A 14,007-nucleotide genomic window follows, 5' to 3' on the forward strand; every position below is an offset into this window, starting at 1 on the left:
AGCGGAGCCGCAGCCGATGCTCAAACTCACGGTGACACGTCACAACGGCCAGCCGCCGCGCACCCCGCTTGCGGCGAACTTCGGTGCCGAGGGCGGCACCATCGGGCGCGCGGTCACGAACCGGCTCGTGCTGGACGACGCCGAGCGCACCGTCTCGCGCCTGCATGCGCAGATCGTCTGGCGCGACGGCGCGTACCGGCTGATCGATCGCGGCAGCAATCCCGCGCTCGTCAACGGCGCGCCGCTCGACCCGGGTCAGGAAGTGCCGCTCGCGCACGGCGACGAAGTGCAGATCGGCGGCTACCAGCTTCGCGCGGAAGTCTCCGGCGAGGACGACACCGTGACGGCGGTCGTGATGCCGGACGTGACGAGCGACGCGCCATCGGATGACCCGTTCGCGGGCCTGTTCGATGCGCCCGCCACGCCGCGTTCGTCCGATTCCGCCGCGAGCATCGACGACCTCGTCGGCGCGCCGCCGCCACACCCCGCGACGAGCGCCGCGCCGCGCGACGACTTCGACTTCAGCTTCGACGATCCGGCCTCGAAGCGCTCCATCGACGAACTGTTCGACCTCACGCCCGGCGCGGCGCCCTTGACGGGTCCGCTGATCGATCCCCTCATCGATCCACTCACGCAGCCCAACACCGCCCAGGACGCCGACCCGTTCGCGAGCCTGACCGGCGCGGCGCGGCCCGTCGCGCCGCCCGCCACGCAGTCCGATGCCGGTTCGGAGCTGCACAGCGCGTTCACGCCGCCGAGGTCGCGCGCCGCGGCGAGCCCATCGCCGGCGTCGCCCCCACCGTCGCCTGCTCCCGCGCGCGCGCCGTCCGAGGCTTCGGCCGACGAACGCGCGCTCATCGACGCCTTCCTGCAGGGACTTGCCGCGCCCGGCGTCCGGCTCGACGCGCTCACGCCCGCGCTCATGCAGCTCATCGGCGAACTGCTGCACGAAGTGACGCAGGGCACGCTCGACCTGCTCGCCGCGCGCGCCGCGTTCAAGCGCGAGATGCGCACGGACGCGACGATCATCGCGGCGGTGGACAACAATCCGCTCAAGTTCTCGCCGAACGTGGACGCAGCGCTCGCGCATCTGCTCGGTCCACCGGTGCGCGGCTTCATGCCGCCCGCCGCCGCCCTCGCCGATGCATATGCCGACCTGCGCGCGCATCAGGTCGGCATGATCGCGGGCATGCGCGCGGCGCTCGACGGCGTGTTCGAGCGCTTCGAGCCACGGCGCATCGAGGCGCGCCTGTCCGGACGCTCGATGCTCGACGGCCTCATGTCGGGACTGAGCCGGCGTGCGCGCTGCTGGGATCTCTTCATGGAGATGTACGGCCAGCTCTCGAGCGAGGCGGCCGAGGATTTTCATATGCTGTTCGGCCGTGCGTTCGTCGCCGCCTATGAAGCGCAGATCGACGAACTGAAACGCCGCAGCCGCACCTGACGCGCGCCGGAGAAACGACATGCAACTGCAAACCGCAAGCGTGAGCGATGTGGGCGGCCGGTCGCGCAACGAGGACGCCCTCGGGCAATGGCGGCAGGCGGCGCTCTTCGCGAGCGTGGTCGCGGACGGCGCGGGCGGGCACGGCGGCGGCGACACGGCGTCGCGCATCGCGGTCGACACGGTGCTCGCCGAACTGACGCGCGTCGCGCAAGCGGGCGTCGCGCTCACCGGGCCGAACCTGCTGCGCGTGCTCTTGCGCGCGAACGACGCCATCATCGACGCGCAGGAGCATGACAGCGACCTCGCGCAAATGCGTTCGACGGCGGTGGTGCTCGGCATCGACGAAGCAGCGGGGCTCGCGGCGTGGGCGCATTGCGGCGATACGCGCCTCTACTGCTTCAGGCGCGGCGCGACGGTCGTGCAGACGCAGGATCACAGCCTCGTGCAGAGCATGATCGATGCGAACCTGCTCGAAGCACGCGACGTGCGCAGCTATCCGCGCCGCAACGTGCTGTTCTCGGCGCTCGGCACGGCGGACGATCTCGCGATCGCGGCGTCCGGGGAGCCGTTCCCGATCGCCGACGGCGACGCGTTCCTGCTCTGCACCGACGGCTTCTGGGAGTATCTCGACGAATCCGTGATGATCGAGGCGATCGGGCGCGCGCCGACGCCCGCCGCATGGCTCGACCTGATGGTGGCGCATCTGCGCGAGGCCGCGCGGCCCAATCACGACAACTTCACGGCGAGCGCGGTGTGGATCGGCGATGCGTCGCAGACGACCGTGCTGCGGATGCCCGCGGGCTGACGCGGGCATCGGTCGCGCTTCGAGCGCTCAGGCTGCCTGCTTCGCCGACGGCAGCCTCGACACCAGCCGCAACGACACGGTCAGCCCTTCCAGCTGGTAGTGCGGGCGCAAATAGAACGTCGACGTGTAGTAGCCCGGCGCGCCGGGCACTTCCTGCACTTTCACCTCGGCGGCGGCGAGCGGCTTCTGGGCTTTCGTGTGCTCGGAGGAATTGGCCGGATCGCCGTCCACGTATTGCATGATCCACCTGTTGAGCCAGGTCTCCATGTCGGAGCGTTCCTTGAAGCTGCCGACCTTGTCGCGCACGATGCACTTCAGGTAATGCGCGAAACGGTTGCATGCGAACAGGTACGGCAGGCGCGCGGCGAGCGCGGCGTTGGCGGTGGCGTCGGGATCCTCGTATTCGAAGGGTTTTTGCAGCGACTGCGCGCCGATGAACACCGCGAAATCCGAGTTCTTGCGGTGAATCAGCGGCATGAAGCCGTTCTTCGCGAGCTCCGCCTCGCGGCGGTCCGAGATGGCGATCTCGGTCGGGCACTTCATGTCGACGCCGCCGTCGTCGGTCGGGAAGCTGTGCACGGGCAGGCCCTCGACCGCGCCGCCCGACTCCACGCCGCGAATGCGCGAGCACCAGCTGTAGAGCTTGAACGAGCGGTTGATGTTGACCGCCATCGCATAGGCGGAATTGGCCCACGTGTATTTGGAGTGGTCGGCGGAGCCCGTGTCTTCCTCGAAGTCGAACTCGTCCACGGGCTCCGTGCGCGCGCCGTACGGCACACGCGCGAGGAAACGCGGCATCGCGAGGCCCAGATAGCGCGCATCCTCCGATTCACGCAGCGAGCGCCAGCTCGCATATTCCGCCGTACCGAAGATCTTCGTGAGATCGCGCGGATTGGCGAGCTCCTGCCACGAGTCCATCTGCAGAAGACTCGGATCGGCCGCCGCGATGAATGGCGCATGCGCCGCCGCGGCGATTTTCGACATCTCGCCCAGCAGCTCGACATCGGGCGGCGTCTGGTTGAAGTAGTAGTCGCCGATCAGCGCGCCGAACGGCTCGCCGCCAAGCGTGCCGTAGCGATGCTCATAGATGTGCTTGAAGATCGAACTCTGGTCCCACGCGACACCCTTGAAGCGCTTGAGCGTCTTGCCGAGATCCTTCTTCGAGATGTTCATCACGCTGATCTTCAGCATCTCGTCGGTTTCGGTGTTGTTGATGAGATAGCGCAGGCCACGCCACGAGCCTTCCAGTTTCTGGAAGTCCGGATGATGCATCACCTCGTTCACCTGCTCGGTGAGCTTCTTGTCGATCTCGGCGATCATCGCCTGGATCGAGCGGACGGCGTCGCCGGAAATGATCTTGGTCTGCGAAAGCGCCTGCTGCGCGAGCGTCTGCACGGCTGCCTGCACCGCGGTCTTCGCCTCGTCGCTCTTCGGGCGGAACTCCTTGTTCAGCAGCGATGCGAGATCGCTGCCTTCGAACGTCGCGCCCTGCAGTTCGGGCTTCGTTTCGGACGATTGAGGAATGTCGGACATGGTCGTTTCCTTTCAGGGCTCGTTCGCGAGGGCTCGGACGAAGCGCTCACTCGGCGGCGGGCGCGGCGACGCCGTCGGCTGCGGGCGGTGCGGACTGATCGGGTGCGGCCGAGGCGAGCGTCTTGAGCAGCGCGGAATCGTCGAGCACGCGCGCGATCAGTTCTTCGGCGCCCGTCTTGCCGTCCATGAAGATGACGAGGTTGGCGAGTTGCGTGCGTGCTTCCAGCAGCTTCGCGAGCGCATCGACCTTGCGCGCGACGGCGGCGGGCGAGAAATCGTCCATGTTCTCGAACGTGATGTCGACGTTGAGATTGCCCTCGCCCGTCAGCTTGTTGGGCACCTGGAACGCGACGCGCGGATGCATCGCCTTCATGCGGCTGTCGAAATTGTCGATGTCGATTTCCTGGAACTTGCGCTGATCGACGGGCGGCAGCGGTTCGGCGGGCTTGCCGGACAGGTCGGCCATGACGCCCATCACGAACGGAAGCTGGACCTTCTTCTCGCTGCCGTAGGTTTCGACGTCGTATTCGATCTGCACGCGCGGCGCGCGATTGCGGGCGATGAATTTCTGACTGCTGGTTGCCATGACGCCTCCTTCGCGTGAGCATGAGCCACGCTTGGAAGACGATCGAGGCGGGCGGGAATTGAAAAGGCTTCAGGTCGTCGAGTTCAACAGGCGCTGCTGACGCCAGGCCGGCGCGGCGCAGTTGAAGAGCACCGTGCCGGGTTCGAGCAGGCACAGGTGGCGCGCGGCGGCCATGCGCTGGCGCTGATAGCCGTCCTTCAGCACGTCGATGCAGTGCGGCTTCGACGGCGGCGCGCCGCACAGGTAGCGTGCGCCGGGTCGGAAGCGCGGCGCGTTCGCCTGCCACCATCGCGCAATCTTTTCGGCATCGGGCCACGGGGCGCCGTCGTCCTCGTCCATGGCGACGTCGGGATCGTTCGGGTCGTCGGTCGGTCCGGCGGGCAGATTTTCCGGCGGCTTGCGGTCGAGGTCGAGCCACGCGAGATCGGCGCCGGTGATGAAGCTGAAGCTTTCGCCGGCGAGGCGGGCGAATTTGTCGTCCGGCATCAGGCCGATCAGCCAGGGGACGTAGCGCGGATCGCCCGCGTGGGCGATGGTGCGGATCAGGAGGCGTTTGCTTTGCGGCTGCGCGGAGATTTGTTGCAGCAGCGCGTGCACGTCCGCTAACGGCAGCGCGCTGGCGGCGAGCGCGGCGGCATCGGGGCGCGTGAGCGCGAGTTCAGTCAGCACGTCGAGCGAGGCGTGTCGGTCGCCGAGCAGCAGCGCGGCTTGCGCGGCGTGGAAGCGGCACGACGCGTCTTCATCTTCGATATTCGCGATGCATGATGCGAGCAGATCGACGCGGCCGATCTCGCCGGCGCATTGCAGGGCGCGGGCGCGGACGGCGGGGTCTTGTGAGGCGATGGCCGTATCCAGGAAGCGCTTCGGGTCCACGCGGTGTTGGGCGCAGGCGGCGAGGCCAGCGAGTTGCGCGGCGGAATTGTCGCTGGCGAGCAACGTGCTGGCGGTCTCCTGTAAGCGGCTCGCGGAGACCCAGCCGAAGGCGGAATGCAGGCCGCGACGGGCGACGGGGACGGCCTGTGCGAGCGCGATCAGATGCATGAGTCCCTTCTCCGAGCGCGCCTCGATGCAGCCGACCGCAACGGTGAACAACACGCCCTTGCCGGTGTTTTCGAGCGCCTGCATGCTGAGCCGCGCGCCGATGCGCCCTGCCACGGCGACGCCGTCGAGATGCGCCGCGATGCGCTCGTCTTGGCGGGCGAGGTGCTTCAGCTTCACGTGAGGCGCGCGCACCAGGTACGCGCGCGTATTGCGAAGGCAGGCGGCGTCTTCGACATGTTGCTGAACGATGTAGGAGATGACGTCCGCTTCCGAGCCCATGATGAATCGGCTGTGTCAGCGCAGGTTCAGGAGCGCGATCAATTGAGCTGCACCGACCCGCCCTTGATGCGGTTCACGCCCGACGATCTGCTCGACACGTACGTGCCGCGTATCAGCACCTTGCCCGCCTTCGTGAGCGTAATGCTCGCCTGACCGCAGCGCAGCACGATCTCTTCCTTCGCGGTCACGACGAGCCGTTGCCCGTCGACGTCGGCTTCGACCTGCGCCGGGGTTTCATCGAGCGGCCAGGCTTCATCGGCCTGCAGACAGCCGATGATGATCGGCCGCATCGGATCGCCCGCCTCGAACATCAGCAGCACTTCGCGGCCGACGTGCGCGCCGCGCACATCGGAAATCGTGCGGGCGACGAGTCCCGCGCCGCCCGGCTGGCCGGCATAGACGACGAGCGGACGCGCACCATCGCCGCTGAATCCGATCAGCTCGCCGATGCGCACGCCATCGATGACCGGCGTCGGCGCCGGTTGCAGGAAATCACGTCCGCTCATCGCGCCCTCCCTTGCCTGACGCTCAAAAGACGAACGATGCGGCGGCAATTTCAACGCATCACTGCGGCTTCGTCCCCGCGATCAGATGGATCTGAGCGAGGCTGTCGGGCGCGAGGTCCTCCATCACGGAGAGGAAGTCCTTGCCCATCAGCCCGCGCGCGCGGCGGATCAGCAGCGGCGCGGGATGCGTCGGCTCGGTGCGTTCGAGGAACGCGCAGACCGCGTCGAGCAACGCGATGGCATCCTCGCGCGTCGCGATCTCGCCGGGACGCGCGGCCACGCGAGGGCCCGAGGGCGCCTGAGGCACCGCGACCTCGTCCGCCCGCGCCGATTCCGCCGGCGCGATCGCACGGAACTGCGCGGCCACGAAGCGCGCGGTGTTCATCATCTTTTCGATGAGCGGCGCGCGCTCCGCGCCGAGCCTGTCGGTCATCGCATCGGCGAGCGCCTGCACGGCGCGCGGCAGATCGAGGCCTTCGGCGAGCACGTCGCGGTCCTGCGCGAGCGCATCGGCGAGCATGCCTTCGACGCGCGCGGGCGTCGCGGGGGTCTCGCCTTCGGTCGCCGCCAGCTTGCCCTGCGCGATCAGGATGTCGCGCACCGTGAGCCGCTCGCCGCGTGCGCGGCACACTTCGGATTCGCGCAGGTCGTGCAGCAGCGTTTCAGTCTCGGCGAATGGCGTGTACGCATCGGCAAGCGGCGCGAGCGCGTTGACGCGCAGCGCGGGATCGTTGTCGTCGTCGGCATCGAGCGGCGGGTAGAGGCTCTCCCAGTAGCGCTCGAAAAGCCCCGTCAGCAGACGCAATCCCGCATGAAATCCCGCGAGACCGCGCACGCGCGCCGCCGCGCGCATATAGACCACGGCGATGCGCAGATCCTTCGATTTCGCGAGCAGCGCCTGCGCCTCCTCGAGCACGTCCGGCCACGCGGTCGGCTCGGAGAGCGCGTCGAACTGGCGCTCCGGATTGCCGCGCGCGAGCGCCTCGAACGCGAGGAACGCCGGGTCGTATTCGAGGTCGACGCCGGCAGGCGGCATCGTTTCGGTCGGCGCGAGCAGCGGTTCGACGTCGATCATCGTGGCTCCATTCAGAATTCGCCGCAGCCGTGCTGGCCGTTCACGACCAGACAATTGTTCAGGTTCGGCCGCGAGCGCACGCGTTTCCATTCGGCGGCAAGCGAATCGGCGGCTCCTTCGGACTGCTGCAGCGCGAGGATCGGCTCGCTCGTGCCCACGCAGACGTTGATGCCGCCGAGATTGCTCTCGTAGACGAAGCTGTCTTCCTGCGCGGTGAAGAGCGGCTGCAGGCCGGTGCGGTTGAAGACGGCGCCTTCGAGGGGCGTGCCCGGCGGCAGGTCCACCGTGAGTGTTCCCGACGTCACGATCACGGTGTAGCCGACCGGTGACGTGAACGTGCCGTTGATCGAATACTTGCCGGGAACCGAATTCGTCGTCGCGTTCGAGCCGAGCGGACCGGCGATGAGCGCCTGGCCCAGCGCGTCGCCGCTCAGCAACCCGCTCACCGTGTATGTGAACGGCCCGTTCTCGGTCCCTTGAAGGCGAGACTGATCGCCGACGGTAATCGTGACCGTCGGCTGATCGACATAGACAAAATGGTTGCTGTTGCCCGGCACGACGGTAAGCGACGGCTGGCCGTTCCAGGCGCAGGTGCCGTTATAGACGCAGCCGTAGAAGTTCGGCAGCGTGCCGCCCGGATCGATGCCGCCGCGGTTTTCGCCGTCCCGGTTCTTCGCCCACACGCGCCACGCGTTGCCCGCGCTCAGGGTGGCGCTGAACGGGTTCTGGAACTGCGTGCTTTCCATCACCAGATCGATGCTGCCGTCCGCGTGCAGATGCATGGGCGCGTCCTTCGTGCCGAGCACGATATTGCCGTTGTCGGAAATCGCCACGAGATCGCCCGTCAGCGTGCCCTGCTGACCGCCGATCGGCGCGATGCCGCCGCTCGCCGCGTCGAAGCCGTTCGCGCTCCCGGTGCCGATCGTGAAGCTGCCCGAGTTTTCGAAGTTCACCGTGCGCGCGCCGGCGATGACGAGCGTGCCGACATCGTTGGGGTCGAGCAGATTGAACACGCCGCCGCCCGCAAGGAAAAGCGTGCCGGCCCGAATTCCGCCCGGATCGTTCACGGCGCCGGTCGTGTCGAGCGCGAGCGTGGCGTTGGCCGGCAGCGATATGCCCGAAGGCAGGTCGATGCCCTGGCTGCCGCTGCCGGTGTTCTGCAGCGTGAGGTTCGTCGCCACGGCGGGACGCGCCGCGCAGTTCGCACCGCCCGCGCACGGGCCCTCGACGGTGATGCGCCCGGTCTGCGTCGACGAGCCGAGCACGAGGGTCTGCAGGTTCGTCGAGAAGGTCTGGTACGTCGCGGCGTCGATGGACAGGCCCTGCGTCGTGTTGACGCCGAACAGCGTGATCTGCATGGTGTTCTGTGCGCTGACGTTGAAGCTCGACGGATCGACGGACGCGGGCGCGATGACGAGCGATCCGCCCTGCGCATCAATCGATCCCGCGCCGCTGCGCCCGAGCAGGCTCGTGGCGGCGCCATTGTTGAACGAGCGCATCGTGATGATGCCGCCCGCGCCCGTTTTGACCGAAAACGGTCCGCCGACGAACCCCGCGTTGCCGGGCGGCGGGGGCACTGCGCCGTACGCGATGCCAGCATCGGCGGTGGTCGTCGAACCGGCTAGCGAGACGGTGCCGCCTTGCGCACTCGCGTTGATGGAGCCGTTGAGCAGCAGCAGGCCGTAGGTCGGCGAAGGCGTGCCCGCGCCCGTGCCGGCGATGGCGCCGAGCAGTTCGATCGGGCTGCCCGAACTGGTGATCGACGAGCCGCCGATAAGCGCCACGCCGTACGCGCCGAAGCCACTGCCCGTGCCGTGGATGCGGATGGGGCCGGTGGTGGTCGAAAGTTGCGTCGCGTTCGCGGGCGTGCCGCGCAGCACGACGCCGTTGCCCGGATTCGCCACCGGATTCAGGCTCTGTCCGACGAGCGTGATGCCGCCGCTTCCGGTGGTGATGGTCGCGCTGTCCACGTCGATCGCGACGGGCCTTCCGGTGCCGGTCCCGGCAAAACTCGTCGTGGCTGGCGTGAGTCCCTGAAGCGTGACGGCGCCGTCCGTCCCCGAAAGAGCGCCGTTCGGCGCGCGGCCGAGCGTATTGATGTCAACGGAGCCAAGCGAAATGGCCGGACCGGTCACACCGGTCGGTCCCGAGGAGCCGAACACGCTGTGCCCCGCCGCGCTCAGATCCACGACGCCGCCGTTGGTCGAGACCGAGATGCGCGGACTGCCGCTCTGGTTCGCGACGCCGCCGACGATGACCTGGCTGGTCGCGTCGCCCTTGACGTTGATTGCGCCGGTCGGGGATGTCACGTTCGCCCCGATGCGGATGCTGCCCGTCGCGTGCATGTCGAGCGTGATGTCGTGACCCGATGTGTTTTCGATCGGCACGCTGCTGGACACGTTCCCGTCGGTGGTCGTCAGCGTCAGATTGCCCGCGAGCGTGGCATTGTTGCCACCGCCGATCGCCACGAGGGCGTTGCTTCGGGTGTCGAACACGTGTCCGCCGAATGCGATAATCGGGAGCGACTGCGAGGTGAGCGAACTGTTGCCTACGCCGGCCAGCGACAGGGCTCCGAAGTAGTTTCCCGGGTTCGTCAGCGTGAAGCCGCCCTGCCCCGCCAGAAGAAGACTCCCGGCGAACAGGCTGGCCGCGCCCTGCGTCACGGGACCGGCGGAATCGAGTGTGATCTGACCGATCGTGGAGATCGCCGACGGCAGCGAAATGCCCTTGCTGCCCACGCCGCCGTTGGCCGCGGTCAGGTTCCGGAAGGAGGGCAGACCCGCGCAGGGCGCAGCGAGGCATGTCATCGGCCCGAGCGTGATCGCGCCCGTGTGCGTGTTCGAGCCGATATAGACGCTGTCGATGCTCGACGTGAACCGTTGTCCGAAGGTGCTGTCGAGCATGAAGCCGGGACCGGTCGCGCCGGCCACACCGATGCTGATCGGCGCGGGATCATCGGCCGCGACGGTGAAAGTGGTGCCCGGCATCACGATGCCCGGCGCGAGCACGAGCGTGCCGCCCGGGACATTCAGCGCCGAATTGCCGCCGACCTTGATCGACGACGTCGTCGTGCTGTTGTTCGACGCTCGCAAGGTCAGCGTGCCCCTCGCGAACACATCCGAATTCTCGATATCGAGCCCGCTTACCGCCGACGGGCCGGTCACCGAGCCCGCGAGCGTGATGTTCGACCCATTGATCGTCGTATTGGCGATGCTGACGCCCGGATTGAGCGTATCCGTGCCCGAAACCCCGGGCACGGGCGTGCCGTTCGTCACGCCGAGGATCACCACGGGCGCCGCCGTTGCTCCGGCGTTCGGATTGAAAAAGACCGTGCGCGCGGTTCCCGCCGGAAAATCATTGCTGATCGAAACGCCCGCGTAGCCATTCCCGCTACCCGAGATCTGGATGCCAGGCAAGCCCGAGGCGAGCGTCAGCGTTCCCTCGCCTGCGGACAGGATCGTCACGCCGGCGCCGAGCGGCCCTTGCAGCGCGGCCATGCCGCGTATCGAAATACCGCCTCCCGTGGTGATGGGCTCCTCGCTGATCGAGACACCGTCGGCACGCGCGACCGTGCCCGAAGCGAGCGCGGTGCCCTCGATCGAGACATTCCCTGTGGCCGACGTGATGCTGCCGAATTCCGCCGTCACGCCACCGGCGCCCCCCTGCCCCTGGATCGTGATCGCGCCTCCCGCCGATGCGACGTTCGTCCCGTCGGTCATCGCGACGCCGACGCCAGCCGGCGATGTGCCGTTGAGCAGAATGGTGCCCGTCCCCGTCGTCGTTATGCCGGCGGCGTCGAGCGCCATGCCGGCGACGCTGCCGCTGCCCGTGACTTTGATCGCGCCGCCCGACTGAAGTGTCGATGCATTCATGGTCGCGCCCGTGCCGGTCGCTGCGACGGCCTGCACGGAAATGTCGCCCGTCGTCGATGTGATACGGGCGGCGTCGAGTGACAGACCGCCCGTCTCGCCAACGCTCGAAACGGATATCGCACCGCTGCCAGACTGGAGGCTCGATGCGCCCAGGCTGATGCCCTCGCCGGCTCCCGACACGCCGGCGAGCGAGACCGCGCCGGTCGTCGACGTGATGCCGGACGCGGTCAGGGAAATGCCGGCCGGGCCGCCTCCAACGCCCGATACAGAAATCACGCCGCCGTTTGACCCGACCGTCGCCGCGTTCATGGTGATGCCGGTGCCGGCGAGCGAGCTTCCGGTGAGCGAAAGGTTACCCGTGCCCGTCGACGTGACGCTCGCCGCCTGGAGCGATACGCCAGTCGCGCCCACGCCCGCCAGATCGACATTGCCCGTCGTCGAGCTGATGCTGGCGGTATTGAGCGACACGCCGTTCGTCGCGCCGACGCCCGAGAGACTCACCGCACCGGCCCCGGATGAGATCGACGACGTCGTCATGGCTACTCCCGCGCCGGCCGCCGATACTCCGGATAACGAAACGTTGCCCCCCGTGGTCGTGATGGACTCCAGGCCGAGCGATATGCCGCCCGTCGTGCCGACGCCCGATAGCGCGATCGCACCGGAGCCCGTGGCGAGCGTACCGATCAGTTGCGCCCCCAGGCCCCCGGTCGACGTGCCGCCGATCGAGATCGCGCCCGCCGTGGTCGTGATGGTGGAAGCGTCGACCGACGCGCCAGTTCGCACGCCGTCGCCGGTGATCGTGACTGCGCCGGTGGTCGTTTCGAACGTCGAGAGATTCTGGACGCTCACGCCGATGCCCAATCCGGCGACGCCGGCGACCGTGTCCACGGGCGCGCTTCCGTTGATCGTGATCGCGCCGCTCGGCGAATTCGTGCCGATTGCCAGAAAACCGTCCGAGCCCGCAAAACCCACCACCTCATGCGTTCGCGTATCGATATCCACATGATCGATCGCGACGCGCGGCGTGCCTCCGTTCGCCGCCGGCTGGCCGATCGAAATATCGCCGCCGTTGCTGGACAAGGCCAGGCTCCCGTTGTCCGAACCGCGCAGCAGAATGACGGCGGTGCCGTCGTTACTGTTGGCGCCGTTCGCGCGCAGCACGATGTTGAGCGGTCCAGCGCCGTTGCCGTTGACCGACTCCGAAGTGATCGACGCTCCGGCACTGGCGCGCGCCGTTCTGTCAACGTAGATGGAATGCGCGGCGTCCAGCGTGAGCGTGGCCGCGCCGCCCGCGCTCTTGTCGATCTGCCCTTCGAGCGTGATGTCTCCAAGCTGCGCGCCGCCCGAGCCGGTGTTGATCGTGACGGACGTGCCCGAATTCAGACGGCCCTCGATGGTCCCCGTCGTGATCACCGTATCGGCCTGCGTCGGAGTGAAGACAGGCCCGCCGCCGCTGTCGATCGTCGAACTCACGATGGTGACGTCATACGGATCCAGCACCCACGTCCCCCCCACCCCATGCAGCGCCGACGCGTCAATCGTCGCCCCCGCCACATCCAGAAACCGCGCCGACGTCTCGATCAACCCGCCGTTGCCGCCCTGCGCGCCGCCCTTCGCCGTCAGCGTGCCATACACGCGCGCCGCGTTCGTGCCGTAGACGACGACGTTGCCGCCATCGCCATTCACGAGCGCATCCGCGCGCACCTGCGCGGCCGGGCCCATCCACACGGCATCGGCGTTATGGATGTCGGTCGCCTTCCCCGCCGCCCCGCCGCCCACGCGCACGCGCCCCCCGCCCGCCGCGCCGCTCGCGTCGATGCGCGCGCCGTCGTTTACCGCGACGTGATAGCCCGTCACGTCGATGTTGCCGCCCTTCAATCCCGCGCCGCCCGTCGCATCGACGCCGCCCGCGACTTCCGTCACGCCCGCCGCGCCGCCGTCGAGCACGATGCGCCCGTTGCGCTCCGCCACGCTCTGCGCCCGCACCGTGCCCGTCTGATTGAGCACGGTGGCCGCGAGCGCATCGGCGGTCTGCACCGACATCAGCACCTGGCCGCCGTCCGCCTGCAGCACGCCGGAGTTGCTCGCGAGCGCCTGCGCCGCCGCACCGTCGACCTTGAGCATCGTGAGGCCGTCGCCCGCGAAGTCGAGCGTGATGTCGCTGCCCGCGCCCATCGCGACCGTGCCGAGCTTCGCGCTCACCGTGCCGCTGTTGTCGACCTGCGCGCCGAGCAGCGCGACCGTGCCGCGCTCGCCCGCCGTGATCGAGCCCTGGTTGACGACGCGGCCGCCGCCGTTCGGCGACGCGCCCAGGAAGTGATACTTGCCCGCCAGAAAATCCGCATCGGAGATGCCGAGCGTCGAGGCGACGAGCGACCCCACGTTCACCGACGCGCCGCGCGCGAACAGCACGCCCGCCGGATTGACGAGAAACACCTGCCCGTTGGCGTTGAGCCGCCCGGCGATCGTGCTCGCCTCGCTGCCCACCACGCGGTTGAGCAGCACCGCCTGCGCCGAGGGCTGCGCGATGTTGACCGTCTCGCTGGCGCCGATCGAAAACGAGTTCCAGTTGACGATGCCCTTCTGCGAGCCTTGCGTGATCGCCATCGTGTTCGCGGCGGGCGTGCTGATGCTCACGTTGCCGTTGACGACCTGGCCGCCCGCGGGCAGCGCGAGCGCCCCCGGCGCGACCACCAGCGCAATGAGCGGCAGCAGCGCCGACGGTCTCAGTTCGAGGCCGGCGTGGCGCGCCGCGCGTTTCGCAAGCCGCCGGATCGCGCGCTCCCATGCCCGCCGATGCCTGCGGGTCGGAATGCTCTGGATATCGCTCATTTCGAACTCCTCTCTGGCTTCCTGCTTGCGGCGT

General features: G+C 68.3%; 8 protein-coding genes. 2 read left to right on the forward strand and 6 right to left on the reverse strand.

The window, feature by feature from the left end; all coding sequences use genetic code 11:
* Positions 1-16 precede the first annotated feature (16 nt).
* Both tagH and AWB83_RS05975 read left to right on the forward strand, forming a co-directional pair.
* Positions 17-1,444: a type VI secretion system-associated FHA domain protein TagH gene (gene tagH, locus AWB83_RS05970; protein ID WP_087043344.1), complete on the forward strand. Its 1,428-nt coding sequence runs from the start codon at positions 17-19 to the stop codon at positions 1,442-1,444.
* Between the two features lie 19 nt (positions 1,445-1,463).
* Positions 1,464-2,249 (forward strand): PP2C family protein-serine/threonine phosphatase, encoded by a 786-nt coding sequence (locus AWB83_RS05975; protein ID WP_087043345.1) that lies wholly within the window; start codon positions 1,464-1,466, stop codon positions 2,247-2,249.
* A gap of 27 nt (positions 2,250-2,276) precedes the next feature.
* Here the strand turns inward: AWB83_RS05975 and tssC are convergent, their stop codons facing one another.
* From tssC to AWB83_RS06005, 6 genes are all read right to left on the reverse strand, one after another.
* Positions 2,277-3,782, reverse strand: coding sequence for a type VI secretion system contractile sheath large subunit (gene tssC, locus AWB83_RS05980; RefSeq protein WP_087043347.1), 1,506 nt, complete (start codon positions 3,780-3,782; stop codon positions 2,277-2,279).
* Positions 3,783-3,828: 46 nt separating this feature from the next.
* Positions 3,829-4,368, reverse strand: coding sequence for a type VI secretion system contractile sheath small subunit (gene tssB, locus AWB83_RS05985; protein WP_087043348.1), 540 nt, complete (start codon positions 4,366-4,368; stop codon positions 3,829-3,831).
* A gap of 69 nt (positions 4,369-4,437) precedes the next feature.
* Positions 4,438-5,688 (reverse strand): TIGR02270 family protein, encoded by a 1,251-nt coding sequence (locus AWB83_RS05990; RefSeq protein WP_087043350.1) that lies wholly within the window; start codon positions 5,686-5,688, stop codon positions 4,438-4,440.
* A gap of 38 nt (positions 5,689-5,726) precedes the next feature.
* On the reverse strand, positions 5,727-6,194 hold the full coding sequence (locus AWB83_RS05995) for a DUF6484 domain-containing protein (RefSeq protein WP_087043352.1): 468 nt from the start codon (positions 6,192-6,194) through the stop codon (positions 5,727-5,729).
* Between the two features lie 58 nt (positions 6,195-6,252).
* Positions 6,253-7,269, reverse strand: a complete 1,017-nt coding sequence (gene tssA / locus AWB83_RS06000) for a type VI secretion system protein TssA (protein WP_087043354.1) — start codon at positions 7,267-7,269, stop codon at positions 6,253-6,255.
* Between the two features lie 11 nt (positions 7,270-7,280).
* A complete protein-coding gene (locus AWB83_RS06005; protein ID WP_087043355.1) occupies positions 7,281-13,973 on the reverse strand; it encodes a two-partner secretion domain-containing protein in 6,693 nt (2,230 codons plus the stop codon).
* Positions 13,974-14,007: the final 34 nt, after the last annotated feature.

This window comes from Caballeronia ptereochthonis, assembly GCF_001545075.1.
Taxonomy (GTDB): domain Bacteria; phylum Pseudomonadota; class Gammaproteobacteria; order Burkholderiales; family Burkholderiaceae; genus Caballeronia; species Caballeronia ptereochthonis.

Excerpts from the sequence above, each read along its gene's own strand:
- tagH (WP_087043344.1), top strand. The coding sequence starts at position 17 with ATGCTCAAACTCACGGTGACACGTCACAACGGCCAGCCGCCGCGCACC.
- AWB83_RS05975 (WP_087043345.1), top strand. The coding sequence starts at position 1,464 with ATGCAACTGCAAACCGCAAGCGTGAGCGATGTGGGCGGCCGGTCGCGC.
- tssC (WP_087043347.1), bottom strand. The coding sequence starts at position 3,782 with ATGTCCGACATTCCTCAATCGTCCGAAACGAAGCCCGAACTGCAGGGC.
- tssB (WP_087043348.1), bottom strand. The coding sequence starts at position 4,368 with ATGGCAACCAGCAGTCAGAAATTCATCGCCCGCAATCGCGCGCCGCGC.
- AWB83_RS05990 (WP_087043350.1), bottom strand. The coding sequence starts at position 5,688 with ATGGGCTCGGAAGCGGACGTCATCTCCTACATCGTTCAGCAACATGTC.
- AWB83_RS05995 (WP_087043352.1), bottom strand. The coding sequence starts at position 6,194 with ATGAGCGGACGTGATTTCCTGCAACCGGCGCCGACGCCGGTCATCGAT.
- tssA (WP_087043354.1), bottom strand. The coding sequence starts at position 7,269 with ATGATCGACGTCGAACCGCTGCTCGCGCCGACCGAAACGATGCCGCCT.
- AWB83_RS06005 (WP_087043355.1), bottom strand. The coding sequence starts at position 13,973 with ATGAGCGATATCCAGAGCATTCCGACCCGCAGGCATCGGCGGGCATGG.